Source organism: Thioalkalivibrio thiocyanodenitrificans ARhD 1 (assembly GCF_000378965.1).
GTDB classification, from domain to species: Bacteria; Pseudomonadota; Gammaproteobacteria; order Ectothiorhodospirales; family Ectothiorhodospiraceae; genus Thioalkalivibrio_A; species Thioalkalivibrio_A thiocyanodenitrificans.
This window is the reverse complement of sequence record NZ_KB900536.1, coordinates 2,940,893-2,967,242: the sequence shown is the minus strand read 5'-3', so window position 1 is coordinate 2,967,242 and position 26,350 is coordinate 2,940,893. Positions and strand designations below refer to the sequence as shown.

Genomic DNA, 26,350 nt, shown 5'->3' with positions numbered 1-26,350 from the left:
AACCATGTCCGCCTCGACCACCTCTCCCGGTCTCGCCCGCATGCAGGCACTGGATCTTTCGCTGTGCAGGCTCCTGAACCGCGCCAACCGCCGTGAGCACGTGGGCCGATTCTTCGCCCTGATCAGCCGCCTCGGAGACGGCGTGTTCTGGTACTCCCTGATGCTGATCCTCCCGCTGGTGCACGGCGTCAAGGGACTGCAGATCAGCGTGCACATGACCCTGACCGGGCTCACCTGCCTGATCGTGTACAAGTGGCTCAAGGGCCGTACCGGCCGTCCGCGCCCCTTCATGATCAGCGACAATATCATTCGGCGCACACCGCCGCTTGACGAGTACAGCTTCCCGTCCGGGCACACACTTCACGCGGTCGCCTTTTCGCTCGTCCTGTTGAGCCACCTGCCGGCGTGGCTCTGGGTGGTCGTTCCGTTCACCATACTCGTGGCCGCATCGCGGCCCGTACTGGGCCTGCATTACCCGAGCGATGTACTGGCAGGCGCGATCATCGGCGCGATGATCGCGGGCGGCTCCATCTCGCTCTCTCCGGTACCGGGCGGCGCCCCATGAAGCCCGTCGGCATGGCGCCCGACACGCGCACTGACGGATTCACGCACCGTTCACTCGCGCTTCACCATATTGCCACTTTCCGCTCTCAGACTATCCCCGTCCACGAGAGCGGGAACACGACCATGGCGCACCTGGCCGAACAGCACCCCTGGATAGTACCTGCATGCCCCGCACTGACCACCGAGCTTGCCTCGACGCCTTCGGCAGTGTTTGCCTGCCAGCGCCTGCGCCATCAGGTCTTCATGGAGGAACTGGGCGCTCGCCCTTCCGGCGCAGATCAGGGCATCGACGCCGATGTCTACGACGCCTTCTGCCATCACCTCCTGGTGCGGCTCATCGACACGGAGGAAGTGGTGGCGACCACGCGGATTCTCATGTCGGACGTGGCGCCGCTCGCCGGGGGATTCTACTCGAAGGGCGAGTTCGAACTCGGCGCTCTGGAGACACTGCCGGGCCGGGTCATGGAGGTCGGCCGCACCTGCGTACGGCATGATCACAGGAACGGCGCGGCCATCCAGGCCCTGTGGACTGGACTGGCGCGGATCATGATCGAGCGCCGGGTGGCCTACATGATGGGTTGCGCCAGCATCCCCTTCACCCCGCAAGACACCTCGGCCTATGGGCTGATAAGTCACCTTCTGGCGAACCATCGGGCACCGGAGACGTTCACGGTGCGCCCGCGTCGACCCATCCCGCCGGTCGTTGGGAATACCGTCACCCGCCCGGCCCCGCCGCTCCTGAAGGCCTATCTGCGCCTCGGCGCCTGGATCTGCGGTGAGCCCTGCTGGGACCCCGATTTCGGCGTGGCGGATGTCCTTGTCCTTCTGGACGTCCGGCGCATACCGCAGCGCTATCTCCGGCATTTCGCGCGCGAACCCGTGTCCTGACCTTTGCCCGAGGCCGGTCAATCCGCATGGCATACAGCACGCATCATGGCCTGACCCGGATCATCAAGGCCTTCGGCTATTCCTGGACCGGCCTGCGCTCGGCCTTCCGGCACGAGGAGGCGTTCCGCCAGGAGCTGCTGCTTTGCCTGGTGCTCGTACCCGCGGCCTTCTGGCTGACCGACGCGGGGCTCGAACGCGCACTGCTCGTCGGTAGCCTGTTCGTAATCCTGATCGTCGAACTGCTGAACTCGGGCATCGAGGCGGCGATCGACCGCTTCGGCGGAGAACGGCACAAGCTCTCGGCCCGGGCCAAGGACCTGGGATCCGCAGCGGTGTTCGTGGCCTTCGCGCACGCCCTGGTGGTCTGGGTGCTGGTCCTGGTGTGAAGGCCCCTGGGCGGCACTGAACAGCTGCCCGAAGGCGTTAGACAGATCTCTGCGGAGCACGCCGGTGTGGCCGGCACGGCATAGAAGGGGAGCACTGCCATGTCAGCATTCCGTTGTCGAGCCGCGTTCATTTCGGACACTCATCTTGGCACCCGCCAGTGCCGCGCCGCCTACCTGGCGGACTTTCTCGAACGACTGGATTGCGAACGTCTCGTCCTGGTCGGTGACATCATCGACATCCAGGCCATGCGTCGGCGCATCCACTGGGATGGCGCACAAACTGCCGTGATCGAGCAGGTGTTCACGCTCTGCCGCCGGGGCGTAGAGGTGATCTATATCCCGGGCAATCACGACGCGGCCCTGCGTGCACTGGTCGGCGCGGAGGTTCGCGGCGTGCGAATCCTGCGCGACCTCGAACACCTGACCGCCGACGGGCGACGGCTTCTGGTAAGCCACGGCGACGAGTTTGATGACAAGATCCGCCATGGTCGGATCCAGCATTGGCTGGGCGACAAGGGATATCACCTGCTCCTCTGGATGAACCACTTTGTCGGCCGCGCACGTCGACGCCTGCGGCGTCCCTACTGGTCCCTCTCGGCCTGGGCGAAGGCCCGGGTAGGCCGTGCCCGGGACTACATCTCCCGTTTCGAGACGGCCGCCTCCCGAACCGCGCTGGAAAGGGGTTACGACGGCTACATCGGGGGGCACATCCACAAGGCCACCATGCACTCTGACCATGGCGTAATCTACTGCAACACCGGCGACTGGGTGGAACACTGCACCGCCCTGATTGAGGATCACAGCGGCTCCTTGCACCTGATCCACTGGTCGGATCATGGCCGCCTGGCCGCGAGTGATCCCCGCCCTGTGGCCGACGGTGCACGACCGATCGAACTGCCCCCGGAACTTGCGTGGCTGCGCGCCACGTCAACGGATAGGCCTTTCAGATAGGTGACGCGCGCCTTTTTGCAGGCCGAGGGATCGCCTTGAGGACGCCGCGCCGCGCTTGTCCTCGGCGGGTCAGGGCGTGGGTGGCCCGACCTGCCTGAAGAGGATGCATCCGGGAGAAGAGGACACTATCCGCACGGGGGATGCGCTTCGCTTATCCACCTTCCCCCTCAGTCGGACTTCTTTCTCCCCAGCGCCGCCTCCTCCATCTGCTCAAGGCCGATATGGCGCACATCCTTGCCCTTGACCAGGCAGATCACATACTCCCGCAGGAACTTTGAACTTTAAGCTTTGAGCTTTGAGCTTTGAGCTTTAAACTTTGAATCTTGAATCTTGAACTTTGATCCAGGCCCCCCTTGCCCGTCATCGAACATGAAGTGGAGATCCAGGCCGCCCCCGAGGCCGTGTTCGCGCTCATCAGCCGGGTGGAGGACTTCGCCCTCTACTCCGAGTCGGTGGAGGCGGTCACGCCGCTCGGGGAAGACCGCTATCGCTGGCAGGTGCGCGCCGCGGGCCTGAGCCTGGGTTTCGAGGTGGAGGTGATCGAATGCACCCCGCACGAGCGCCTGGCCTGGCGCTCGGTGACGGGCGTGCACAACCGCGGAACCTACCGGCTCACCGCCGTAGAAGGCGGCACCCGCATCACCCTGACGCTGGAGTACAGCCTCAGGAGCCGCCTGATGGAGAAGATGGTGAACAGGGCGGTCACACCGCTGGTGCGCAGACTCAGTGACGAGATCGTCGGGCGTGTGGAGACGCGCCTGAGGATGAAGGATGAAGGATGAAGGATGAAGGATGAAGGATGAAGGATGAAGGATGAAGGATGAAGGATGAAGGATGAACAAGGCTTGACCGGTCCCGGTGGTCTGTCAAGCCGCGTAGAAGCCCGCTCCCGCGGGCGATCCGTCCGGGCCCCGGGCCATCGCTCTGTAGGAGCCCGGTCCTCCGGGCGATCCTCCGGGGCCTTGGGCCATCGCCCGCGGGAGCGGGCTCCTACGAAAGGGGAGAGTTGCGTTCATCCATCCTTCATCCTTTGTTAAAGGCGCTCGATAAGCGCCTGTAACGTCCTCCCCTCCAGCTGCTCCCCCAGTGCCCGGTCCAGTTCCTCCACCAGCTCGTCGATCCGCGGATCCTCCTCCCGTGGGCCGGGCACGGTGCTGTCGGCGCCGCGCACCGCGTCCAGGCAGGACTTCAGCGTGATCTGGTCGGTGTCACGTCCGGGCACGTAGGCAACGGGGTCCTGACCGGTGGACACCAGCAGACCGGCAGCACGCAGGGCGTCGGTGACGCGGGCCACGGCCTCCACCGGCATGTCCAGTTCGTGGGCCAGATCATCGAGCTTCAGGGCGCCGCGACCGGCATGGAAACGGGCGCCGATCAGCTGCATCACCCGCAGCGCCAGGCGCTCCTTGAGCGCGCTGGACAGGCGCACCTCGCCCCGGCGCACCAGCATGTACTCCGGGTACTGCACGAAGAAGGCGACGTTGGCACCGATCAGCAGTATCAGCCAGCACAGGTACAGCCAGATGAGCAGCATGATCATGATGGCGAAGCTGGAGTAGATGGCCGCGTAGCGTGTGGAGCCCGCCACCATGGCGGCAAAGACCCAGCCGGTGCTCTGCCACAGCAGGCCCGCCACCACCGCCCCCACCAGGGCCGGGAAGATCCTCACCCGGGTGTTGGGCACGAACACATAGACGAATGCAAAGGCGCCGATGATCAGCAGGTAGGGCACCATGCGCCCGGCCAGCTGCACCGCGTCGCCCAGGAGTTGCACCTCCATGGCCTGCTGCATCACCGAAGTGGCCATGACGGAAGCGGTGATGCCGATTGCCGAAACCACCAGCACCGGACCCACCAGGATCACGCTGAGATAGTTGCTGAAACGCTGTGCCAGCCCCCGGGTGCCGCTGATGCGCCAGGTGTAGTTGAAGGCGGTCTCGATCTTCTGGACCAGGGCGATCACCGTGTAGATGAGGAAGATCAACCCGATGAAGCCCAATACACCGACCCGCATGTTATCCACGAAATGGATGATGTTCTCGACGATCTCCACGCCCTGCTCTCCCAGGGGCTCGAGCACGCCGAGAAGCAACGGTTCCAACTGGTTGTGGGCGCCGAATGCCTTGAGCACGGAGAACGCCAGGGCCAGCAGCGGCACCATGGACAGCAGCGTGGTGTACACCAGGCTCATGGCGCGCAGGGTGAGCTGCCCTTCGGCCAGCTCCCGGGCGATACCCCAGACGATGCGCAGGGCGCCGATCAGCGGGCGCTTCCAGGCAGGCAGGCTGCGCAGGTCCCGGTATTCCAGCACGCCCCGCAGGCGAGTCTGAATATCGACCAGTGTCATGGGCCGGTCTCCATGCGGTGGCGGTCGCGGTACAGGTGCGCGAGTCCGACGAGGCTGATCACGATCCAGAAGATCTGCAGGATCATGGTGGACAGGTTGAAATCGAACACCAGGGATACGACGACCAGTATGGCGCCAAGCCCGCATATCTCACCACCGTTCGTAGCGAGGGCGTCGAGATGCCGCTGTGACGGGGCGCGCGGACCGGAAGACGGCGCCAGCGTAGCCGACACTACGTCAAGCCGCCTGGAGGGGCGAGGCGGAACCGAAGGTCCGGTGGACCTTCGCAGTCCGCCGAGCGGGCGTGCAGGACGCACGCCCTGGACTGCCAGCGGAGCAGGGACTGCGCAGCGCAGCAGACGCCTCGTCACAGCGAGCATATCGGCGGCCGCAGTAGAAGGGTGGTGAGATATGCGGGCTAGCAGATTGAACAGCAGATAAGGGAGGTCCCGGGACCGCCAGCGCCCGATCTGCAGCCGGAAATACGCGAACACGATCATCGCCACGCCGATATTGCCGACCAGATCCGTGAGACTGTAAGTCATGGGTGCTCCAGGACGATCCATGGGCCCGACGCGGGGCATGCGGTCCTCCACGCCCCGAAACCGCCGTTCACAGTGTGCCACACCCGGGAAAGGCGCTGGGATGCCTGGGCGGATCAGAAGGCGTTTTGAGCCACAGAGGTCACAGAGGAAAAACCAACAGAACCGTAGGTTGGGGTGAGCACAGCGAACCCCAACATGGCGGAGATCCCCCGGGGCCCGGCGTGTTGGGGTTCGTTCCTCACCCCAACCTACCACTGCTTCCCGGCGCGCCCCTCAAACGCGAAGGGTCCAGAACACCGCCACCACGAGCATCATGAACAGGATGCCCACGCTCTCCCAGCGCGAGAGGATTGCCTCAAGCCGTGCGATGCGGTGACGCACGCGTCGCCACACGAGACGGAAACGCGCACGTGTCAGCGCCTCGCCATAGCCGAGCCACAGAAACGGCATCATGCGCACCATGGCGGCCGCCGCCAGGAGCGCCCGTTCCAGCGGCACCAGCAGATCCCCTTCCGGCACATTGGGGAGCCGGCGTCCCCACAGCACGCGTGCCGCGCTGAACGCGGCCAGCAGACCGAGCCCCAGGGGCCACAGCAGCGACCAGGCCGGATCGGCCCCGCCTGGTGCGATCCAGGGCAGCAGAAGGGCCGCCGAGGACAGGGCCAGCCAGGGCAGCAGCATCTGCCAGGGCAAGGCGCTGCGGCCCTGCTCACCGCTCGCACCCATGCGCCACAGGAAGCGGACCATGAGCAGGGTGGTGCCCACCGCCGCCCATGTCAGCAGCGTTTCCACCGTGCCGGCCCAGGCGGGGGCCTCAGCCAGCGGGGCCTTGAGCGCCTGTTTGGCGGCGGCGCCGCTGGTCCAGGGAAGCCCCGCCAGGGCCAGGGCCGGGAGCGCCAGCACCGCCATCGCCCAAGGGGCACGGCTGCGCTCGACGATACCCACCCCCAGGAACAGCGCACCCTTGGCAAGGCCGTGGTGCACGGCATAGAGCAGCACCGCCACCAGCAGCGCCTCACCGGCATCGGGCAGCAGGAAGATGAGCCCCACCCCCGTCATCATGAAGCCCATCTGGCTGACGCTGGAGTAGGCGAGGATCGTCTTGGGCCGCTGTTGCATGACCCCCGCCAGGGCCGCCAGAAAGGCCCCCGCAAGCCCCAGCACCAGCAGCAGCGCGCCCAGTTCCGGCCAGCCGGGCCCTTCCACCTGCAGCAGGCGCAGCAGGCCCAGCAGGCCCGCCTTGATCATGGCCCCGGAGAGCACGGCACTGGCCGGGGTCGGCGCCGCCGGGTGGGCCAGGGGCAGCCACACGTGCAACGGGATCAGGCCCGCCTTGATGCCGAAGCCGGTCAGCAGCAAACCGGCGGTGACGGGCGACAACGGCGCGGCGGCCAGCTCGGCAAAGTGCACCCCCCCCGCCACGGAGACATGCATCACCAGGCCGGCAAACAGGGCCACCTCGCCCAGCACGGCCAGGATCAGGTAGATGCGTCCCGCCCGACGCACCTGCGCGCCGCCGGCGTGAACCACCAGGCCGTAGGAGGCCAGACTCATCAGGGCGAAAAACACGTAGAAACCCACGGCATCCGCGGCCAGCACCAGGCCCAGGTTGCCGCTCATGGCCAGCAGGAAGAACAGGTGGAAGCGGCACTCGCGCGCATCGCCACGCATATAGCCCAGGGCATACAGGCCGGCGGCGCCCCACAGCAGCGCGGTGAGCAGCAGGAACGCGCGCCCCGGCACATCCAGGTGCAACTCCAGGCCCAGCAGCAACCACGGGTAGACAGACTGGGCACCCTCGGGAAACCACACCGCCACCACGAGCCCGGGAAGCACCGCCCAGGGGGTGAGGCGCCGCACCGCGGCGGCGCCGGGCATCATCACGATTGCGGCCAGGGCCAGCGGCAGCAGGGGCACCAGCAGAAGCATTGCCGCAGTCATGAGCCGGCCTCCGGGGCGTAATCGCGCTCCACGATCAGCGACACCCAGTCCAGCGGGCTCAGGGGCATGCCCGCCAGGACGCCCGCCCCCAGGCCGAGCGCACCCGCGAACAGGGTCGGCGCCAGCAGCATCCAGTGGGTCTCGAAACGGGTATGATCCAGATGGGAGCCCGGCCAGGCCGTCTCCCGGCGGCGGAACCAGCCGTCGATCACGGGCGGCAGAAAATACATGGCATTGAGCAGGCTGCTGACCACCAATGCACCCAGGACCCAGTAGTGCTGCATTTGCAGCGCGCCGAGGCCCAGGTACCACTTGCTCACGAACCCGGCCGAAGGCGGCACGCCGATCATGCCCAGGGCACCGACGGTGAAACACAGCATGGTCAGCGGCATGCGCCGCCCCACCCCCTTCATCTCACCCACCTTGTGGATGCCCAGCGTCTCGGCAAAATTGCCGGCGCAGAAAAACAGGGTGATCTTCATCAGCCCCTGGTGCACCAGATGCACCAGCCCGCCCACGGCACCCAGCGGCCCGGCCAGCGCCACGCCCAGCACGATGTAGGACACCTGGCTCACGGTGGAGAACGCCAGGCGGCGCTTGATGTCGTCGGTGAACAAGGCGCGCACGGAACCGTAGACGATGGTGATCACGGCCAGTGCCATGAGCGGCAGGGCGAGCCCGAGGACAAGCGTGAGGGTGGTGCCATAGACATCGTTGACCACGCGCACGATACCGAAGGCGCCCGCCTTGACCACCGCCACCGCATGCAGCAGGGCGCTCACCGGCGCCGGGGCGACCATCGCCCGGGGCAACCAGCTGTGCAGGGGCACCAGCGCGGCCTTGACCCCGAATCCCGCCACCAGGAGCGCAAAGATCAGCTTCAGATGCGGCGCATGATCCTGCTCCAGACCCATGAGATAACCGCCCGGCACGAAATCCCCGGATCCCGCCAGGACCGCCAGCCAGACGATCGCCGCCAGCAGCAGGGCGCCGCCCGCCAGCGTGTAGGTGAGATAGATGCGCCCTGCACGCAGCGACTGCGCCGTGCCCCGGTGCACCACCAGCGGCCAGGTGGCCAGCGTAAGGATCTCGTAGAAGATCAGGAAGGTGATGAGATTGCCCGAGAACGCGATGCCCACCGTGGCGCTCACGCACAGGCTGAAGAATCCGAAAAACCGGCTGCGGTACGGAGACCCCTCCAGGTATCCGATGGCATAGACGGTGGTGACAAACCACAGCACCGTGGACAACGCGGCGAACAACAGCGACAGGGCGTCCGCCGCCAGCACCAGCTCCACGCCCGGGAGCAGCACGGCGCGCAGCTCGTAGGTCTGGCCCCGCTGCACCCCGGCCAGCAATACCCCCACCAGCACCAGCTTGAGCCCGGCGCCGGCCAGGTTGAGCGCCGTGCGCAGGCGGTGGCTTTGTTCACTGAGGAAGAAGATGACCACCCCCGGCACCAGGGAGCTCATCAGGATGAACACCAGCAGCCAGGGCGTGTCCGTGCTCATGACCCCTCCGCGCCGTGACGGGAGAGCAACTCCAGCGCCGGGGCGCCGGCAAAGCCCAGCGCCACCGACACCAGGGCCAGGGCCAGCACCGACCAGGCCATGAGCGCGGGCACCGACTCGCGGCGCACGGCGGCCCTGTCGCGCACGAAGGCATGGCCCAGCACCCGGAATACATAGGCGCCGGAGAACAGCCCCCCGGCCAGCACCAGGATCGCCCAGCCCCAGGCCTGTCCCTGGATCGCCGCCTCGACCAGCAGCCATTTGGCGATGAACCCCCCGGTGAGCGGCAGTCCCACCAGGCTGGCGCCGGCGATGCCCAGCGCAAAAGTGCTCATGGGCTCATGGCGCATCACGCCGCCCAGCTCCGACAGCCGGTCATGACCGGCGGCCCGCTGCAGGCTGCCCGCCGCCAGGAATACCGCCGCCTTGGCGCTGGCATGCGCCAGTGCGAAGAACACCACCGCCTGCCAGGCCGATGGCACGGCCAGCATCAGGGGAAACGCAAGGAAGAGATACCCGAGCTGCGCCACGGTGGAATAGGCCACCACCCGCTTTAGCCGTTGCGCGCGCAGCGCCAGCAGCGATCCCCACAGAAGCGCACCGGCACCGAGCCCGCCCATGAGCAGGGCGAACGCGCCGCTCTCGGGCGCGGGAAACACATCCAGCCACAGACGCAGGACAAGGTAGAAGGAGGCCTTGACCACCAGCGCGGAGAGCACCGCGCTCACCGGTGCCGGCGCGCTGCCGTGGGCGGGGGCGAGCCATACATGCAGCGGAAACAGCGCCGTCTTCATGAGCAGGCCCACGGTCATGAGCGCCGCCGCGAGCCGCGCGGCCGGGTCGTCGCCCATGACCTGCCCCAGGGCCGCCAGGTCCAGGAGCCCGTACGCGGCATACAGGAGCGCCACCCCCATGAGATAGGCCAGCGAACCCAGCAGGCTCACCAGCAGGTAACGCATGGCGGCGGTGAGCGCGGCCGCGCCGCCGGCCAGCGCGACCATGGCCACGGCGGCGAGGCCCAGCAGTTCCAGGGCCACATACAGGTTGAACACGTCGCCCGACAGGTAAAGCGCGTTCATGGACGCCCACAGCCACAGCCACAGGGCCCAGAACTTGCCGCGCGCGGCGTCCGGGCGCACATAGGCCAGGGCGTAGACGCTGACCGCGATCCCCACCACCGCGGTCATGAGCAGCAACAGTGCTGACAGCCCGTCCAGGTACAGGGCGATGCCCAGGGGCACGTCCCAGCCGCCGAGCCCCGCGCGCACGGGCCCGTCCAGCCACACCCGTGCCGAAGCGCCGGCAGAAACGATCCCCGTGATGAGCGCGGTGGCAAGCCCCACACCGGGGCCGACCCTCGGCATCAGGGCGGCGAGCAGCGCACCCGCCAGAGGCACGGCCACCGCCCAGGCGGCCCAGTCGACGCCTGTCACGGCCGTTGTTTCTCCTGTTCCCCGTCCGGCAACCGCGCCACGCCGGTCAGTGCTTTAACCCGCAGAATCAGCGCCAGGGCGAATGCCGTGGCACTCACCGCGACCACGATCCCGGTGAGCACCAGCGCGTGGGGCACGGGATCCGGAGCGCCCTCGCCCCTGGCCGCCGCGGCCAGCAGCACCATGAACACGCCGGAGCCCATGACATTCACGGCGAGCACCTTGAGGATCAGGTGCGCACGCGCCACCAATGCGTGCAGGCCCAAGGCGAAGAGGACGGCGCCGCCGATGAGGTAGAGGGAAATCAAGTGCGAAGTGGGAATTGGGAAGTGGGGGATGAAGTGGGAATTGGGAATTGGGAAGCGGGAAATGAAGACGGCGAACCCGGGGACTGCAGGTTGCGCGGATGCCTGGAAAACGTGGAATCTTTTGAGCGGTTATTCACTTCGCACCTCCACATCTACACATATCACTTTGCCCTTCATTTCTCACTTCCCAATTCACCCTTCCGACTTCACAGGCGCGCCCCCCAGGAACAGCGCCACCAGCGTCAGGGCGATCGAGATCGTTGCCGCGGTCTCGATGACGAGGATCAGCGCGCCGGCCCGGGGCGGCGGGTACCCCATGAACCCGTGCCCTGCCATGAGCCCGGCCGTGCCCACGGCGAGAAACAGCGCTGCGCCCGCGACCAGGCCCGCGCGCAGCAGGGGCGAGGGCGGGGCCGGCAGGTCCCGGGGTCGTGAGAGCACCCACAACACGCCGGCCGCGCCCAGTACGGCGCCGGCCTGAAAGGCACCGCCGGGGGAATGGCTGCCGGCCCAGAGGAGATAGATCCCGGTGACCACGGCCACGGGGATGAGCAGGCGCAGGGTACCGGGCATCACCGGACCGGGTACGGGGCGTGCCGGCAGCGGCGTGTGCCGGCCCAGGGACCAGGCCCCCAGTACGGCGAGCAGCAGCACACCCAGCTCCAGGAAGGTGTCATAGGCGCGGAAGTTGAGCAGAACGGCGGTGACCGGGTGTGCCACACCGGACGCATCCATGGACCCGGCCACGGGGACACGCAATCCCTCAATCGGCGCAAGCGGCCACAGGACCGCGGCCAGCAGCAGGGCGATCACCCATGCCAGTACGCCGGACAGCAGGGTCGCCGCACGCATCAGGAGTCGTCCCCCCTGTCCGCGTCGTCATTGCTCCGCTCCAGCCTGGCGAGCGTCACCAGCAGCAGCGCGCCGGTGACCCCGGCGCCGATGGCCGCCTCGGCCAGCGCCACGTCCGGCGCGCTGAGCCGCACCCAGGCCAGCGCCAGCAGCAGGCCGAAGGCGATGAACAGCACCACGGCACGAAACAGCCCGCCCGACGTTTCGGCCAGCGTCCGCCACGCCACCCACACCAGGCTGACCAGAAGCAGCACGTCGAAGGCCAGCAACCAGCCGTTCACCGATCCTCCTCCTCACCGAAATGGCTCCAGGCCCGTTGCGCCACCAGGTGACACGCGGCGGCACCGGCGATGAGCACCAGGACCCAGATGATCAGCAGTTTGAGCACCGGCGCCACGCCCCCGGCCTGCAGCGCGAGGCCCAGTACCACGAGCCCGAGACCCAGGTTGTCGGCCTTGGTGAGCGCGTGCAGCCGGGTGTAGACATCGGGAAACCGCAGCATGCCGGCGCTGCCGGCGGCGAAGAACACCAGGCCGGCGAGGATCAGCACGACACTGGTCACGTCGATCATGGCTCGTCCTCCCCGGGCTCGGCGGGTTTGCGCACGAAGGCCACCGTGGCCACCGCCGCCAGCAGCGCAAACACCAGGGCCACGTCCACCAGCGCCGGCTGCCCGAGGGCCTCGGCGAGGATCAGCAGGATGGCCACACCCGTGGTGCCGAACAACTGGGCGGCCAGCATCCGGTCGCCTGCCGTGGGCCCGCGCAGCACCCGCACCATGCCTGCACCGATGGTGGCGAGAAGGAACAGCGCAGCCGCCAGCAGAAAGGCGCTCATGGCTCACCCCCCGGGCGGGCGCCCATGACAAACACCCGCGAGACGTGCGTCTCAAGGGCCTCCAGGGATGCGCGAATCGGGAGACGGGTGTCCAGCACGTGAACGGTGAGCAGGCGTCCCTGGAGGCGCACGCTGAGCGTGCCGGGCAGCAGGCTGATCACCGCCATGAAGAAGGTGAGCGCCGCCCCGTGGGGCAGCGCCGTGGTGTAACGCACGAACCCGGGCTCCAGGGGCATGGACGGCGAGATGGCCCGGCGTGCCACGTCCACGCCGCCCATCACCGAAGCACGCAGGAAGAAAGCCGCAAAGCGCGGCAGGGCCGCGAGACTCAGGCGAAACGGCCGGCTCAGGGGCAGAAACAGGGTCGACACCGCCGCCCCCGCGACCGCCAGCCAGGCAAAAGGCGAGGTGAGCCCCCGCCCTTCCGCCAGCACCCACCACAGCAGCGCCGCCAGCACCAGCGTCACGGCAAACCGCCGCACCCTGGCACCGCGCCGACTCAACCGCGCTGTGGGGACAGTTGGCATCGGCCTAGCTTAACAGCGTGAGGCGGGAGGAGTTAGGCGTGAGGCGTGAGGCGCTTATCCGTGGAGGCCAGGAAGGAAAACCGTGACACCAGGTGCCGCAATGCCGGCACTGCATGTCCCGATCCGGTTCAGTTCGCTGTACGGTGCTGCGGCGTCGTTGCCGGCCTATCCTGGCGCATAAGGCCCCAGCCCCGGATCATGAGAAGATAGATGGCCATCGTCCCTCCGGCCGTGATCACGGCCTTGACCGGTCCCGGCAGTGAGGCCGGTATCAGCAGATACTGCAAGCCGACCACGATCGGAAGATGGAAAACATAGAGCCCGAACGAATTGCGCGACAGGTAATCCAGGACGCGCGACGGCCGATGCCGCCGGCCCGCGAAGAACGCGAGCAACGCGATCGAAATCGCAGCGCAGTAAAGAGGAGCAAAGAGCACGTCGAGCGGAAACGTGCCGAAGGGCCCCGCATGGAAGCGCCCCACCGATAGCAGATGGTCATCGGGCAGCATCAATACAGCGAAACAGAATGCGGCGATCAGCGCCCAGATTCCCCAATGGGATGTGATACCACGGAAGGCCTGGGACAACGTGTCTGCATTGAGTGACTGGCCGAGCGCCACACCAAGGACAAAGTACAAGGCGCTGACGACAATCAGTGGCTCGACGAAGAAGAACGGTCCGCTGACGATCCGCCAGAATCCGGATGGAGCGTGGTTTGCCAGCATCCACGATGCGCCATAGCCGATAAAGGCCAGCGCCACGATCAATCCGGGAACCATCAGCCGGCCGCGTTGCATGGCCTTGCGCAGGGCCTTCCCGGGCGCTTCATACGATCCCGGATGAACCGCACGCCAGCACAGCGCCGCTGCATTGAACAGCAGCAGTATCCAGAGAAACCAGCCGTGACCGATCTGCCAGCGCTCGAAGAACAAAGTCCGCATAACGTCAGCAAGCGGAATCGCGCGCCAGGTCAGGGACCAGGTCGCGGCATACATCATCGGCGCGAACAATAATGCGATCAGAAGCAGGGGGGGACCCAGGCGCCACAAACGGCGTTCAGCGTATGAACGGACGTCGTGCCTCCGCATACTCGTCCCAAAAAAGAATCCGGAGATGAGGAACAGCAACGGGATAGCGAATGGCACGCGGGCCTTTGATATGAACTCAAGAAACCCGCCCCCGGCAGCGTCCACCACATACCAGCCGGACCGCAATGGCTCGAAATGATCGATTCTGGCGACGCCCGTATAGGCGAGCGTCGCATGTTCCAGAACAATGAGCAGGATCAGCGCCAGTCGTAGCCGGTCGAGGAACAGCACACGTTCGACGGCACGCGTATCGATCGTGCTTGGCACAGGCATTTCGGCGGTCTGTTATCTGCCGACCAGATGAAAGCGCCCGGTGATCCCGCCCGGATCGACCAACGCGGGATCCTGCGGTGCGCAATCCCCGCCAGAGCGGATCGATCCGGCATCCGCGCAAAGCTCGGCCGCCTCCGAGACCGTTCCCGGCCCTGCCTTCTGAAACGCCTCGTGCAGTGTTGCCGATCCCGAGCGCATCGCGTTTACCAGGTTGCGGGTAAAAATGGCCGACTGTTCACTCGCCCATGATCGTTCGTGGGCAAGGGATGACGCCATGAGCGCGACACCTTCGAGTTCGGATCCATCTGCCCGGGCCATCATTTCATTCGATGCACCCAGGGCATAGCATGTATCGAGCACCACAAGCGCGTCGCGGATCTGCAGCGTGCCGATCAATTGAGCCAGCTCCCGATCCGTCATCCAGATCCCGGCATGAACTGCATAGAGCGCGGCAAAGGGTGCCGACTCCGACCACAGCAGGAAGGTTTCCTGCATTTCGCCTTTGGCGCCGTCCTCTTTTGGCAACAGTGTTCCGTGTCCATTGTAATAGACAATGATGACCGATCCTTCCGCCATGGAGGTTTGAAGTTGCAGGAAGGTCTGCCGGACCGCGATTGCCGTTGCCTGCTCGTCGACCAGCGTGATGATCTGATCGGGCGGAACTCCGATCGTATCGCGGACCGCCTCGGTGAACAGCGAAACATCGCGTTCGCAGTCGTTGAAGTCCGGTCTCCACGGCGGGCAGGATCCAATCGCCAGCACATGGATGGCCGCGGGATCGAAGGGCCGAACATGGGCCGGGTCCGTAGCCGACGCCAAAGTCGCGCCCAGAACGGAGACGGGCAGCAAGACCGCTGCCAACGCCCACCGCCGCAGGCCCCTTCCTCGCGCAACCGGGAAAGGGCCTGCATACCAAGTCGTCACCTGGATTCTCTTGGCGCCTGGCTCGGGGTCGGTTTGCCGCTCATGCATGCCTGCTCGGTCTCGAATGCCTGACCACCGATCTTTGTGCAGTCGCCTTCGGTTTGCGCGATGACGCAAACATCCTTGACTTTGCAGAACGTGCCCTTCGGAGTATCTCCCGCGCCCATCATCGCTGCCGCGGATGTAGTGAGGATGCTCAACACGAACGCGGCTATCGTTATGGTTCTCATTGCCTTGTCCTTTTGCATGAGGAGGAAGGGAAGTATAGAAGTGTTTCTCCGGGCTGATCAACGACGAACTCATTGGTCACGAGGAGCCACACCGGCCCTGGGGCTGCCTCGTGCCCTCTGTGGCAAGAAGGCTCCCGGCTTACGGAGTCGCAAGCGATGTGGCTGCAACAAGCAGCCGCGTCGGGCCGGAACCCGATCTGCGGATAAAGCGGGATTGTCCTGCCTCTTGTCTCTTGCATCTTGTCTCTTGTCTCTTGTCTCTGCGCATTCATTCACAAACCGGACACACCGGCGACACGCCATGAGGTGTCTCGCAGGCCACCTCCACCACCGGCACGTTGATCTCCACCGGGTCGCCGGGCGGGTCGATGCATTCGGGCAGCAGGTCCGGCAGTTCGCCCGCGGTCTCGCGGATGCCCCGCTCGCGCAGCCGGGCGTAGAGATTGGCCGCCAGTTCCCGTTGATCGCCGTAACGCACCCAGCGATCCCCGGCGAGACTCACGCAGCGGCCGTCCCGCAGCATGAAGCGGTACCGGCTGTGGGCGAGATCCTCGGGGCGCAGCAGCACGCCCTGGAAGGCGGCGGGGTTGAGGCGGTAGGTGGTGCAACCCTTGAGACCCGCGGCATGGGCCTCACGGTACAACTCGCGGAAGTCGTCGAAGGCGCAGGAAGTGGGCACGTTGACGGTCTTGGAAATGGCCGCGTCGATCCACGGCTGTGCGGCGGCCTGGATGGCCAGATGGGCGCGGGGCGCGATGTCACCGGCGGTGACGAAGGCCTCGGGCAGGCGGTGCGGGCCGTCCTTCGCGTCAGGGTCCGCATCGGGGTCCACCCAGGCCTGCCAGGCCAGCAGCTCGTAGGCGGTCACCGCCACCGTGTCCCGGGTGGCGCCGTCGCGGCCCAGGATATTGCGCAGGTAATTCAAGGCGAAACTGGGCTCGATGCCGTTGCTCACATTGTTGCCGAAGGACAGCGCAATGGTGCCGGTGGGGGCGATGGCACTGTGATGGGTGAAGCGCGCACCCTCCTCCTCCAGGGCATGCACCAGATCCGGATCGATCCCGGCGATGCGCTGCATGTAGGGGCTGTAGCGGGCATGCAGCACCCGGCCGGGCAGCCTGTCGCCCGCGCGCACACCGTCCTCGACCATGCGCGGGTCACGCGCAAGCATCGCCTCGGTGATGGTGAAGGTTTCGTTCATCAGCGGCGCCGGCCCCTTCTCCCGGGCCAGTGCCAGGCCCGTGCGCCAGCCGGTGAGCGCCAGTTCTCTGGCCGCACGGGCAGTGAAGGCGGCCGCGTCCGGGCTGTCGTAGCGGATCCCCATGAGCGTCAGCGCCGAGCCCAACCCCAGGAAACCCATGCCGTGGCGGCGGGTACGCGCCAGCGCAGCGCCCTGCTCGGGCAAGGGCAGACCGTGCACCTCCACCACGTTGTCCAGCATGCGGGTGAACACGGCGACCACCTCCCGATAGGTGTCCCAGTCGAAGGTGACCTTGCCGGTGAAAGGTTGACGCACGAAACGGGTCAGGTCCACCGAACCCAGCAGGCAGGCCCCGTAGGGGGGCAGTGTCTGCTCGCCGCAGGGGTTGGACGCACGAATGGATTCGCAGAAGCCGTTGTTGTTCTCCGCGTTCACTCGGTCGATAAACAGCACGCCGGGTTCGGCGTGATCGTAGGTGGCGCGCATCACCCGGTCCCAGAGTTCCCGGGCCGCAATCCATCGATGCACCCGGCACGCCGTGCGACCGTGTTCGTCGGTGATATAGCCCCCGGTCACCGGCCAGTCGCGCCAGACCACCTGTCTCGGATCGTTGGTATCCGTCCCCGTGCGTGCCTGCTCCGCGGGCGTCAGTGCAAAGGCCAGCGGCCAGTCGTCACCCGCTTCCAGCGCCGCCATGAAGGCATCGGGTACCAGCAGGGAGAGGTTGAACTGGCGCAGGCGGCCGGGCTCGCGCTTGGCCTCGATGAATTCCAGCACATCCGGATGGCCGATGTGGAAGGTGGCCATCTGGGCGCCGCGCCGGTCGCCGGCGGAGGCGATGGTGCGGCACATCTGGTCGTAGACGTCCATGAAGGACAAGGGACCCGAACTGCGCGCGCCGGCGCCGGCCACCCAGGCCCCCTTGGGCCGCAGGGTCGAGAACTCGTAGCCGATGCCCGCGCCGCTCTGAAGGGTCAGGCCCGCCTCGCGCAGCTTGCCGAGGATGTCGTCCAGGGTGTCGTGGATGGTCCCGGAGACGGTGCAGTTGATGGTGGAAGTGCCGCGCTTGTGGTCCCGGGCACCGGCGTTGGCCAGTATCCGCCCGGCGGGCAGGGCGCCGTGATGCAGGGCCCAGAGGAAGCGTTCCTGCCAATGGCGGCGCAGTTCGGGCGTGGCCTCCACGTCCGAAAGGGCCCGGGCCACCCGCGCCAGGGTCTCCCCAGGTGTCTCCTCCAGCGGGTGCCCCAGCGCGTCCCGCAGCCGGTACTTGCGGTCCCAGACATCGTGGGCCGCGGGCTGCAGGGGCAGCACCGAAGCCCCGCGGGTCCCGGTATCGCCTGTCCGTGACCCCTTCATGAATGACTACTTCTGCTGCCAGGCGCCCCCGGCATCCTGGTACCAGTAACCGGAGGGGGCCTCCTCCACCCACACGCGGGCGAAGGTATCGCGGATATCGCGCTCCCACTCGGGATGGCCGTTGGCGCGGGCGATCTCCCGGTAAAGCGCCGTGCGATCGTTGTTCTCGTCGGCCACCAGGCGTTGCACCGTGGCCCGGTCGCGCAGGGGTACCGCGTTGAGATCCCGGATCGCCACCGTGCCCTCCCGGGTGAAACCGACGGCCCCGCTGCGATAGTGCGGCTGCAACTCGGCGGAGCGTGCACGCATGGACTGGCGCAGGGCGTCAATGGCCGGCGAACGGATGCTGATATCCGGCTGCTGGGCATGGGCCGCGGGCACCAGCACCTCCAGCACCTGTCCGGCCCACCGGATCGCGGCCCCGTCGTATCGGCTGCCCGGCCCGGGTGCGGCATCCCCCGGCTGCTGACGGGGCACCTCCTCCGGCGCTCCCAGCACGTCACGCACGATGGTGCGCGCCGCATCCTCGGCAGCGGCGGCCGGAAAATAGATGTTGACCGTGACGCAGGCGGAAAGCGCCAGCGCCACCAGCATCCAGACAGCGACAGGCAGGGTTTTCATCGGAGGCTCCTCGGAAGGGGGTACAGGTTCAGCACATGAACCGATTCTAGCGCGAGCATGCGCGGAGGTGGGTGAACGGCAGCTTAACCGGCATGCATGTACCCCGGTATTGGACCCTGTGTTCGGGGTTCATGCAGGAGCCCCTAAAGAGTGGGCTCACCCGGCGCGGTGTAGGTCTTCTCGTGATGGCTCTGGCAACGTGCGCAGCGCTTGGCCGTCGGGTAGGCATCCAGGCGTTCGTAGACGATATCGCCGCCGCAGTCGGTACACACGCCGTAGGTCCGGCCGGCAATGCGCAGCAGCGCGGCCTCCACGTCACGGATCTCCTCGATGTGGCGATCCACGTCCGCCAGATCGAGATCCACCAGCAGATCCGCCACGGACTGCTCGCCGACATCCTGGACCTCCCCGGCAAGCACGATGTAAGGCTCCTGGTCGGACCTGAGCAGGATCTGCCGGGTCTCCTCCACGAGCACCCGCAGGCGCTCCCGCAGGCGCGTCTCCAGTTCCCTGATCCGGGCGTCGGTCAATGATCGATCCATGGTGTGCGTCCCTCGCGAAGGTGTGCCCGCGCGGCCCCGGGGGCCGCTGGAGGATTCGTGATCCCTGCAGGCACGGTAGTCCGCGGCGATCGGCCGGTCAAGGCGGGCCCGCGGGCCGGACCGGCCGGCGCGGGATGACCGGTGCCGGGCTTGAGGGCAGTGGCAAGTCTCAAGTGGCAAGTGGCAAGGTCCACGGCAAACATGAGATGTTCGTCCCTGCCCCTTATCGGACTTCCGGTCCGCCGCTGTCCTGGATGATCACGGCGAGCCGCGCCACCAGATCCCGCCAGGCCACCTGCCGGGTGAATCCGATCACGTCGATGCGCGGGAGGCCGGCGCCCTGAACAATGTAATATCCCTGCGCGGCCGGGGCCACGCCGTCCATGTGGCAGACCTCGCCCACCAGCCGGCAGCTCAGACCCAGCCGCCGGTAGCCGAAATCCTCGAAGAAACGCAGGAACCCACCCGACAGCACACCGCCCACGCCGCCTCCCACCTGGGTGAGATTGTCCACGGCCCGCTGGCTGATGCGCCGGGTGGAGGTGTCACCAGGCGGCGTGCGCAGCTCCGCGTCGAACTGCACCGGCGCCCAGCGCACCAGCACCAGGTCCCGCACGTCCCCCTCCAGGCGCCCGGTGATGCGGCCGAAATCGAAGGTGCGGGTGAGCTGTGCCAGATCGATATCGCGTATCTGGATCTGGGCGGAGAACTCCGGCGCGACACCCAGGGGGTCACGCAGGCGCAGTTCCCCCAGGGTCACGCTGCCGTCGAAGGCACGCACCAGCAGCCGGCCGCCCACCGTGAGCAGGCCCTGTTCGTAGCGCACCTCGGGAATGATGCCGGCCAGCGTGCCGGAGAGTTCCGGCCAGCCCAGGGCGGCCGTGAGCTGCTCCATGCTGACGGGGGTGAGCCCGCCGTCGAACTGCCAGCGCGCGTCGCCCCCGTCCAGTCCAGCCACCCGCAGGTCGCGGATCTCCAGCGCGCCGTCCAGCACGGGCAGATGCACGGGCTCCGGCAGGTGAAACCCGTCCCGCCCGATGACCGGCCGGAAACGCGATGCGCCGAGGGCGATACCGTATACATGGCCACCGTCCATGGACACCCGGGAAAGCGGCGCGTCGCCGGCCGCCCGCCAGTGCAGCGCGGCATCCAGACCCTGCACCGCGAAGCGCCCCATGCGGTCATGCGCCGTGACCCGCGAGGCGTTGAGCACCACCTCCTGAAGCGATCCTTCATGCAGGCGCAACCCGCCGGCCAGAAGCCCCTCGGTATCCAGCACACCCAGGGCAGTGCCCGGCAGGAACGGTTGGCCGAAGAGTTCGTAGGCCGCCGGCAGATCCATCCGATCCAGTTGCACGGTGGCCTCAAGGCCTGACAATCCGCGATCGATGGCCCAGGTGCCCCGGCCCGCAATGCCCAGTACACCGGGATGATCCAGTTCGAATCCATCGACCGTGAGTACCCTGGCCGCCAGATCCATGCTGCCCTGCATGGACAGCCTCACCGGGACGTCCGCCTCCACGTAGACCGGATGCAGGTACACGCCGCCGCCCGTCCATCGGCCGGTCAGTTCGACCCGGTAGCCGCCGTCCTCGCGGGCCACGGCAACGGCCAGGTCCGCATCCACGGCCTCGCCGGCACGCAGGCCGTCCTCGCTGGAGAACGCGGTATCGCCCACGGAGAGGTCAAGATCCAGGGTGTCGGGCAGTGCCCCACGGCCCCGGGCCGCGAACGTCAGGCGGCCATCGCCGGAAGCCGTCACCGGCCAGGGCCAGCCGGCGTCGGCGGACAGGGCGGCCAGGGCCTGGAGGTCGAGTCCTTCGCCTCGGGCATCGAGCTCCCATTGCCCGTCATCCATTTTCACATGCACGTCCACCGGGCCGCCGGCCAGCAGCAGGCCTTCCAGTTGCAGGTCGAGACGGCCCGGATGGGCATAACTGAAGCGGGCAGGCAGGGTCTGGGCACCCAGCCAGGGATGCTCGAAGCGGATGCGTCCGTCGGGACAATCGCCACCCAGGCCCCGCAGGCGCATCGCGGCGCACTCCGCATGCACCGCCCGCAGTTCGAACTCCTCGCCAAGGCGAAGTGTGTCCGCCTGCAACTCCAGCCCGTGATGTTCCTCCCCCGGGCGGAGCACCACGCGCAGGGTGTCCACTTGCCAGCCCTCGCCCGCCAGGGCATCAATGGCCAGCTCCACCGAGTCCACGCCCCGCACCGGCGCCGGCGCAAGCACAATCATCAGCCCGCAGAGCAGGCAGATCACGAGGGCGGCGGTGTTCCTGGCATACACCCGAAGGACGGTAGACGAGGCGCCCGTCGCGCACAAGGTAGGCCCACCCGACGGGTCAACGGCGTATCGGGACCGGACATCTCCGGCCGATCAGGAAAACTCGAAGGCCCCGTAGCCCACCACGCGCTCCCGGGGGCCGGCCGTGTCTCCGGAGGAACGCAGATCCAGGCGCCGGGCACCCAGCCCCTGCGCCCGGGCCACCTGCAACAGACCCTGGACGGGCAACCGGCCGCAGGCGAATCCGGGCGCGATCGCCTCGTCGTTCAGGGATTCGATGGCCCGGCTGGTGCGTTCATCCACCTCCCGGGCACTGTGATAGTCCAGGTGATGGCTCAGATCGGAACTGACCACCACCAGGGTCTCCGGCCCGCCCCACAACAGCGACAGGACCGTCGCCACATCGCCGGCCGTGGCACCGCCCACCACCAGCGGCACCAGGGAGAATCCGTCGCCCAGCACCTGCTGCAGGAACGGCAATTGCACCTCAAGGCTGTGCTCGGGCGCATGCGCCCCCTCGAAACGGAATACCGTGGACAGGGCGCAGACACGTCTCAGCGAGGTCTCATCCACCTCGACCCAACCCAGGGGCGTCTCGAAATACGCGGTCTCCGGCGCGGCGATCCCATAGAAACCCACCCGGTGGGCCGGCCCCAGCAACACCACGCGCCGGATCCGGGGCGCCGCGTCCCCCAGCCGCGCGTAGGCCCGGGCAGCCACCGGACCCGAATACACGTACCCCGCATGGGGCACGATGAGGGCCTTGGGACGAGCACCATTGTGCCGATCCTCGCCTTGCGCCGCGTTCAGCAGATTGCCCACCGTGGTGCGCAACTGCCCCGGGTCCGACGGATAAAAGTGCCCGGCCACGGCAGCCGGACGCACCGGCTCTGCCAGCCGCCTCATTTCCATGCTCATGATGATCACCTCCTGCCCTGAGGACGAAGAAGCAGCGCTGATCATGTGCGCACAAGGCACGCAGAATCAGATACTTGAGAGTATTCATTGGGAGCCCGGCAGACGCCCGGGGCATCACGTGCCCGGGACGGAGTGACCGCCCCGCCGCCGCCGAACCCGCGGTGGAAATCCCTTGCCAAGCGTTATCCCAAAGTATAGTTCGCTGACGGGTAACGCCGGTTGAACTTGCCGGGGCTGGGACGTGTATCCCAATAACACATCTTCAGGCCGGTCCGCCCGGCACACGCGCCTTGACAATCTCCGATACCGCGCTCCCGGTGCCAACCCGCCACTGGCACACCCTGGCGACAACCGCCCCCCATGTGACGTCTGCCCCCGCCGGCGCAAACTCCACGAGGGCCGGCGCCCTGGACGGAGCCGGGAGACCGGGGGAGAGAAGGATGCCGGTGCGGACCCGCGGGTAGTCAGCGGCAAGCGGCAAGCGGCAAGGAACATCACGGAGGGCGGCTGGACCGGTATTCAGAATCGCAGGTTGGCGTTCAGCAGGGCCAGGCCTTCATCGGGGGCGGTGCGGACATGACCCGGCTGCCTGCGCAGCATGACACTGCCCTGCACATCGAACGTCGGGGATACCGTACGACCGTAGAAGACCTCGAACCGGGTCTCGCGCCCCGAGGGCGTCAGACGGGCACGTACCGACTCGTGGCGCAGGTCCGTGCCGTCATGACCCACCGGTAGTTGCAGGTCCGCATGGCCACTGGCCACCCGCAGCGGCTGGTTCAGCACCAACCCCCAGCGGTCCTCGTCGACGATCAGGTCCCGGCCGATCAGGCCGAGGCTGAAGGCGTGACTCTCGATCGACGAGACGTCCTCGAACAGTGAGACCCCGCCGGCCCGGGGACGCGTGAACACCCTGTGCGCACTGCCCGCCAGACGCACGTCCGCACCCCGGAACCAGCCCCCCAGGGCGATCTCGCCGGACAGGCCGACGGACGTGTGTCGCGTATCATCGGCGAGATCAAACGCCCCGCCGCCACGGCCGCCGAGCAGCGTGTCATCCTCCTGCAGCATCGCCAGTTGCAATGCGAGACCGGCCAACGGTTCCGCCTCCCCTCCGAAGGCAAACGCCAACTCGCCCACGGTGCCCTGCACCCGCGCACCGTCGCCGCTGCCGTCATGAGATCTGAACCTGTCGCGGCCCTGAAAGGCACCGAGGCGCATTGTGGTCCTGCTGCCCAGCGAGAGGTCCATGCCTGCGTTCCGGCCCTCACGCGCGAAGGCCAGGAGAGGGTTGGCAAACACCCCGTCACTGGCCATATGCTCCGGCACCACCGTGCCCGTGGCCTGCAGGCCGTAGTTCGTCGCGGGGTCGCGATTGAGATCGAACCGGAACCGGGCCCGGCCACCGGGATCATGACGGAAACCCAGTTCCGCCACGTCCATGCGGGGTGTCTCCCGCTCCTCGAGGCGCATGGCATGGCTGCGGGCCGGGCTGAACGCGGTCTCCAGCACCGTGCCCGGCCCCAGTTCCACCCGCATCAGGTCCGGCGAGCGGCCGAAACGCTGCAGCAGGGCATGATGGTCGGCCGTACGCCCCGTCTCACCCACGAGATCCCCCAAGGGCACCATGAAGGCGCCGTCGAGGCCATCCAGCGCCGCCACGCGCCGGCCGGCCAGATCCCGGGACAGGCCGTCGCCGACAGCGGGGCCGGGGATCATCCGGCTGGATTGCAGCCCCGAGCGGTGCGCGCTGTTCAAGGAACGGCCCATGGGCACGTGCAGGACGCCCACCGGCTGAAGCGCTGCCACCAGGTCCACAAACCCGTGACCGAAGACCTCCGAATAGGCATGGGTGATGCCGTTGCCAAAATCCACCTCGCCGATCTGCCCGGGCCCCCGGGCAAGGGGCCCGGGGCCGTCGGACCCGGAATTATCGATCAGCTCCACACGCTCTTCGCTGCCGTCGGGTAGCGTAAGGGTGCCATACCAGCGCACGCCCCACTGCTCCAGATCCTGCCAGTCGTTGAAGTTGCTGGCCGTGGCCAACACCCGGTTGACCAGCTGCGAACCGCTGTGCCCGGGAAAGGCTTCGGCGAGCACGGCCATGGCACCGGCCACCTGCGGGGTCGCCATGGAGGTCCCCGTCTTCTGGCCAAAGCCGTCGACGGGCACGGCGGAGTTCACGGCGGTGCCATTGTGTGACAGACAATATGGCGCTGTCTGCTGACAGCCGGACGACATCAGGACCGCACGCATCTCGCCTGCCGGCGTGCGCGCCACATTGACGTTGGCCACCGTGAGCCAGGCGTCCTGCAAGGCCGGATACAGTTCGGCGATCGCCGCGCTGCCGTCCGCATAGGGTTGCCCATCGGGGCCCTCCAGCCGGAAGTTGGACAGGGCCCACACGATCACCCCGTCACTGTCGGTCTGGAAACTGCGCATGTCGCCGGCCAACCGGTCCCAATCCGCCCCCTCGAAGCCGGGGGTCGGGCCGGAGCTCCCCGCCTGGACCCTGCTGTAGAAGGCCTCGATGGCGAGGCCCGGGTTGTCGGCATAGGCCGCCACCGAAAAGCCATTGGCATCCGCGTAGTCCGCAAACACGCCATGCCACGGCTCCAGCGGAGTCCCGAGCCAGTTGTTCAGCGCTGTCCGCGGGTCGCGTACCAGTTCCTGCACCCGCCTTGTATCCAGGCCCTGGCGGCCCCAGGTGTCGGTATCGAATTCGTCCCAGCCCCAACTGTTGGTGTGAACCCGCGCACCCACCGACCCGCTCGCCTGAAAGCTCTCACCCCAGCGACGCGGTCGATAATCCACGTCGCCGATCCCCACGTACGAAGCCAGGTAGAGCTGTGCCGCCGGCGCAACGCCGGTCATCGTCGCGCTGTTACCCGCCGCGAGGCCGGCCACATGCGTACCGTGGCTCCCATCAATGGAGCGTTCCGGATCGACGACCGCTTCCGGCATGTCGTTGAACATGCCGACCACCTTGCCGGGCTCGGCAAACATCGGATGGGTGCCGGGGTTGATCGGCGCCGCCTGGAAGGTTTCGTCGAGCACCGCAATGACCACCCCATCGCCCAGGTATCCGGCGGAATGGGCGTAGGACAGCCCCATCAGGTCGTACGGGTTCGGGCGCTCGCCCGCATGTTCCAGCCACCATTGATTGATGAACCGGTACGCCGGGCTCTGGCGGATCCCGGCGGCCAGCGTCTCGTCCGGCTCCCGGAGTGCTCCGTCATCAAACCAGGGGGCCACCGGCTCGCCGCGCCCTCCCCGGCCGCCACGATGGACAAGCACAGCCGTCAGAGCAGCGCCCGCCCCCATCAGACCGATGGTCCGCGCCGGCGACCCGGAGCCTGTATCGGCGGACGCTTCGCCGGAAGTATCCGGCCGCTCGGCGTCCGCCGTTTCGTCGACCAACCCCGGTGAACCGGCGGCCCACCGGGATGCGCGCTCCATCACCGCCCCCGACATGTGGACCGGTGTGTCCAGAAAACCATCGGATCCCGCACCCGCCTCCCGCGCCGATCCGGTGCCCGCAAGCACCATGATTGCGACGCCCACCAGACCTCGCGCGCTGACCCGCCTGCTAATGGTTCCGCTCGAACCCGCCGGACGTGATATCCGCACCGCGGCGATGCGATCCGGGATCACCGGGCGGCCTGACTGAGCATCGGGTGCCTGAGCCGTGAAAAACAACAATGCCTCCCCCGCTGATTCCGCGCGTGCCTGCGAACCCGCCCCCGGGACCATATCGCATTCCATCGCACCGGGGAAACTGCACGAATCAGCCCGGAATGAGGTACGGGCACGCGCCGAT

The 26,350-nt window shown here is 67.2% G+C and carries 21 protein-coding genes and 2 pseudogenes; 5 read left to right on the top strand and 18 right to left on the bottom strand.

The window, feature by feature from the left end:
• The first annotated feature begins 4 nt into the window (after positions 1-4).
• The 5 genes from THITHI_RS0113995 (at position 5) to THITHI_RS0113970 (ending at position 3,571) form a co-directional block, all read left to right on the top strand.
• Complete coding sequence (locus THITHI_RS0113995) at positions 5-565, top strand: phosphatase PAP2 family protein (protein WP_018233736.1); 561 nt, start codon at positions 5-7, stop codon at positions 563-565.
• Positions 566-687: 122 nt separating this feature from the next.
• Positions 688-1,452, top strand: coding sequence for a GNAT family N-acetyltransferase (locus THITHI_RS0113990; RefSeq protein WP_018233735.1), 765 nt, complete (start codon positions 688-690; stop codon positions 1,450-1,452).
• 26 nt (positions 1,453-1,478) lie between these two features.
• Positions 1,479-1,838 (top strand): diacylglycerol kinase, encoded by a 360-nt coding sequence (locus THITHI_RS0113985; protein ID WP_018233734.1) that lies wholly within the window; start codon positions 1,479-1,481, stop codon positions 1,836-1,838.
• A 99-nt stretch (positions 1,839-1,937) separates the two neighbouring features.
• Positions 1,938-2,789, top strand: a complete 852-nt coding sequence (locus tag THITHI_RS0113980; protein ID WP_018233733.1) for a UDP-2,3-diacylglucosamine diphosphatase — start codon at positions 1,938-1,940, stop codon at positions 2,787-2,789.
• Between the two features lie 353 nt (positions 2,790-3,142).
• Complete coding sequence (locus THITHI_RS0113970) at positions 3,143-3,571, top strand: SRPBCC family protein (protein ID WP_018233731.1); 429 nt, start codon at positions 3,143-3,145, stop codon at positions 3,569-3,571.
• A gap of 251 nt (positions 3,572-3,822) precedes the next feature.
• On the opposite strand, the gene THITHI_RS0113965 is transcribed toward THITHI_RS0113970, so the two are convergent.
• From THITHI_RS0113965 to THITHI_RS0113865, 18 genes and pseudogenes are all read right to left on the bottom strand, one after another.
• Positions 3,823-5,136 carry a YhjD/YihY/BrkB family envelope integrity protein gene (locus tag THITHI_RS0113965; protein WP_018233730.1) on the bottom strand — a complete coding sequence of 438 codons (1,314 nt, stop codon included), beginning with the start codon at positions 5,134-5,136 and terminating at the stop codon, positions 3,823-3,825.
• Positions 5,133-5,681 (bottom strand): CBU_0592 family membrane protein, encoded by a 549-nt coding sequence (locus tag THITHI_RS21050; RefSeq protein WP_018233729.1) that lies wholly within the window; start codon positions 5,679-5,681, stop codon positions 5,133-5,135. The genes THITHI_RS0113965 and THITHI_RS21050 overlap by 4 nt, the downstream gene beginning before the upstream one ends.
• Positions 5,682-5,954: 273 nt before the next feature.
• On the bottom strand, positions 5,955-7,622 hold the full coding sequence (locus THITHI_RS0113950; protein ID WP_026186358.1) for a complex I subunit 5 family protein: 1,668 nt from the start codon (positions 7,620-7,622) through the stop codon (positions 5,955-5,957).
• A complete protein-coding gene (locus tag THITHI_RS0113945; protein ID WP_018233727.1) occupies positions 7,619-9,133 on the bottom strand; it encodes a complex I subunit 5 family protein in 1,515 nt (504 codons plus the stop codon). Before THITHI_RS0113945 ends, THITHI_RS0113950 begins: the two co-directional genes overlap by 4 nt.
• The gene (locus THITHI_RS19120) at positions 9,130-10,497 is read right to left on the bottom strand and encodes a complex I subunit 5 family protein (protein WP_083908783.1); all 1,368 of its coding nucleotides are present in this window, start codon (positions 10,495-10,497) and stop codon (positions 9,130-9,132) included. The genes THITHI_RS0113945 and THITHI_RS19120 overlap by 4 nt, the downstream gene beginning before the upstream one ends.
• Before the next feature lie 68 nt (positions 10,498-10,565).
• Positions 10,566-10,889: pseudogene (locus tag THITHI_RS0113935) on the bottom strand (NADH-quinone oxidoreductase subunit K); the annotation flags it as partial.
• Positions 10,890-11,066: 177 nt separating this feature from the next.
• Positions 11,067-12,007: pseudogene (locus THITHI_RS0113930) on the bottom strand (hydrogenase subunit MbhD domain-containing protein).
• Positions 12,004-12,297: a cation:proton antiporter gene (locus THITHI_RS0113920; protein WP_018233722.1), complete on the bottom strand. Its 294-nt coding sequence runs from the start codon at positions 12,295-12,297 to the stop codon at positions 12,004-12,006. Before THITHI_RS0113920 ends, THITHI_RS0113930 begins: the two are co-directional and overlap by 4 nt.
• Entirely contained in the window at positions 12,294-12,563 is a 270-nt protein-coding gene (locus tag THITHI_RS0113915) for a monovalent cation/H+ antiporter complex subunit F (RefSeq protein WP_018233721.1), read from the bottom strand. Before THITHI_RS0113915 ends, THITHI_RS0113920 begins: the two co-directional genes overlap by 4 nt.
• Positions 12,560-13,090, bottom strand: coding sequence for a Na+/H+ antiporter subunit E (locus tag THITHI_RS0113910; protein WP_026186356.1), 531 nt, complete (start codon positions 13,088-13,090; stop codon positions 12,560-12,562). Before THITHI_RS0113910 ends, THITHI_RS0113915 begins: the two co-directional genes overlap by 4 nt.
• Positions 13,091-13,218: 128 nt before the next feature.
• Positions 13,219-14,445, bottom strand: coding sequence for an acyltransferase family protein (locus tag THITHI_RS0113905; protein WP_198005616.1), 1,227 nt, complete (start codon positions 14,443-14,445; stop codon positions 13,219-13,221).
• 18 nt (positions 14,446-14,463) lie between these two features.
• Positions 14,464-15,423, bottom strand: coding sequence for a caspase family protein (locus THITHI_RS0113900; RefSeq protein WP_198005615.1), 960 nt, complete (start codon positions 15,421-15,423; stop codon positions 14,464-14,466).
• Positions 15,424-15,873: 450 nt separating this feature from the next.
• Positions 15,874-18,162 (bottom strand): adenosylcobalamin-dependent ribonucleoside-diphosphate reductase, encoded by a 2,289-nt coding sequence (locus THITHI_RS0113890; protein ID WP_018233716.1) that lies wholly within the window; start codon positions 18,160-18,162, stop codon positions 15,874-15,876.
• A gap of 6 nt (positions 18,163-18,168) precedes the next feature.
• Positions 18,169-18,783, bottom strand: coding sequence for a YdbL family protein (locus THITHI_RS0113885; protein ID WP_018233715.1), 615 nt, complete (start codon positions 18,781-18,783; stop codon positions 18,169-18,171).
• Positions 18,784-18,926: 143 nt separating this feature from the next.
• On the bottom strand, positions 18,927-19,325 hold the full coding sequence (locus THITHI_RS0113880; protein WP_026186355.1) for a TraR/DksA family transcriptional regulator: 399 nt from the start codon (positions 19,323-19,325) through the stop codon (positions 18,927-18,929).
• 223 nt (positions 19,326-19,548) lie between these two features.
• The gene (locus THITHI_RS0113875; RefSeq protein ID WP_018233713.1) at positions 19,549-21,588 is read right to left on the bottom strand and encodes an AsmA family protein; all 2,040 of its coding nucleotides are present in this window, start codon (positions 21,586-21,588) and stop codon (positions 19,549-19,551) included.
• A gap of 117 nt (positions 21,589-21,705) precedes the next feature.
• Positions 21,706-22,530: an AmmeMemoRadiSam system protein B gene (amrB, locus tag THITHI_RS0113870; protein ID WP_026186354.1), complete on the bottom strand. Its 825-nt coding sequence runs from the start codon at positions 22,528-22,530 to the stop codon at positions 21,706-21,708.
• 519 nt (positions 22,531-23,049) lie between these two features.
• Entirely contained in the window at positions 23,050-26,094 is a 3,045-nt protein-coding gene (locus tag THITHI_RS0113865) for a S8 family serine peptidase (RefSeq protein ID WP_026186353.1), read from the bottom strand.
• Positions 26,095-26,350: the final 256 nt, after the last annotated feature.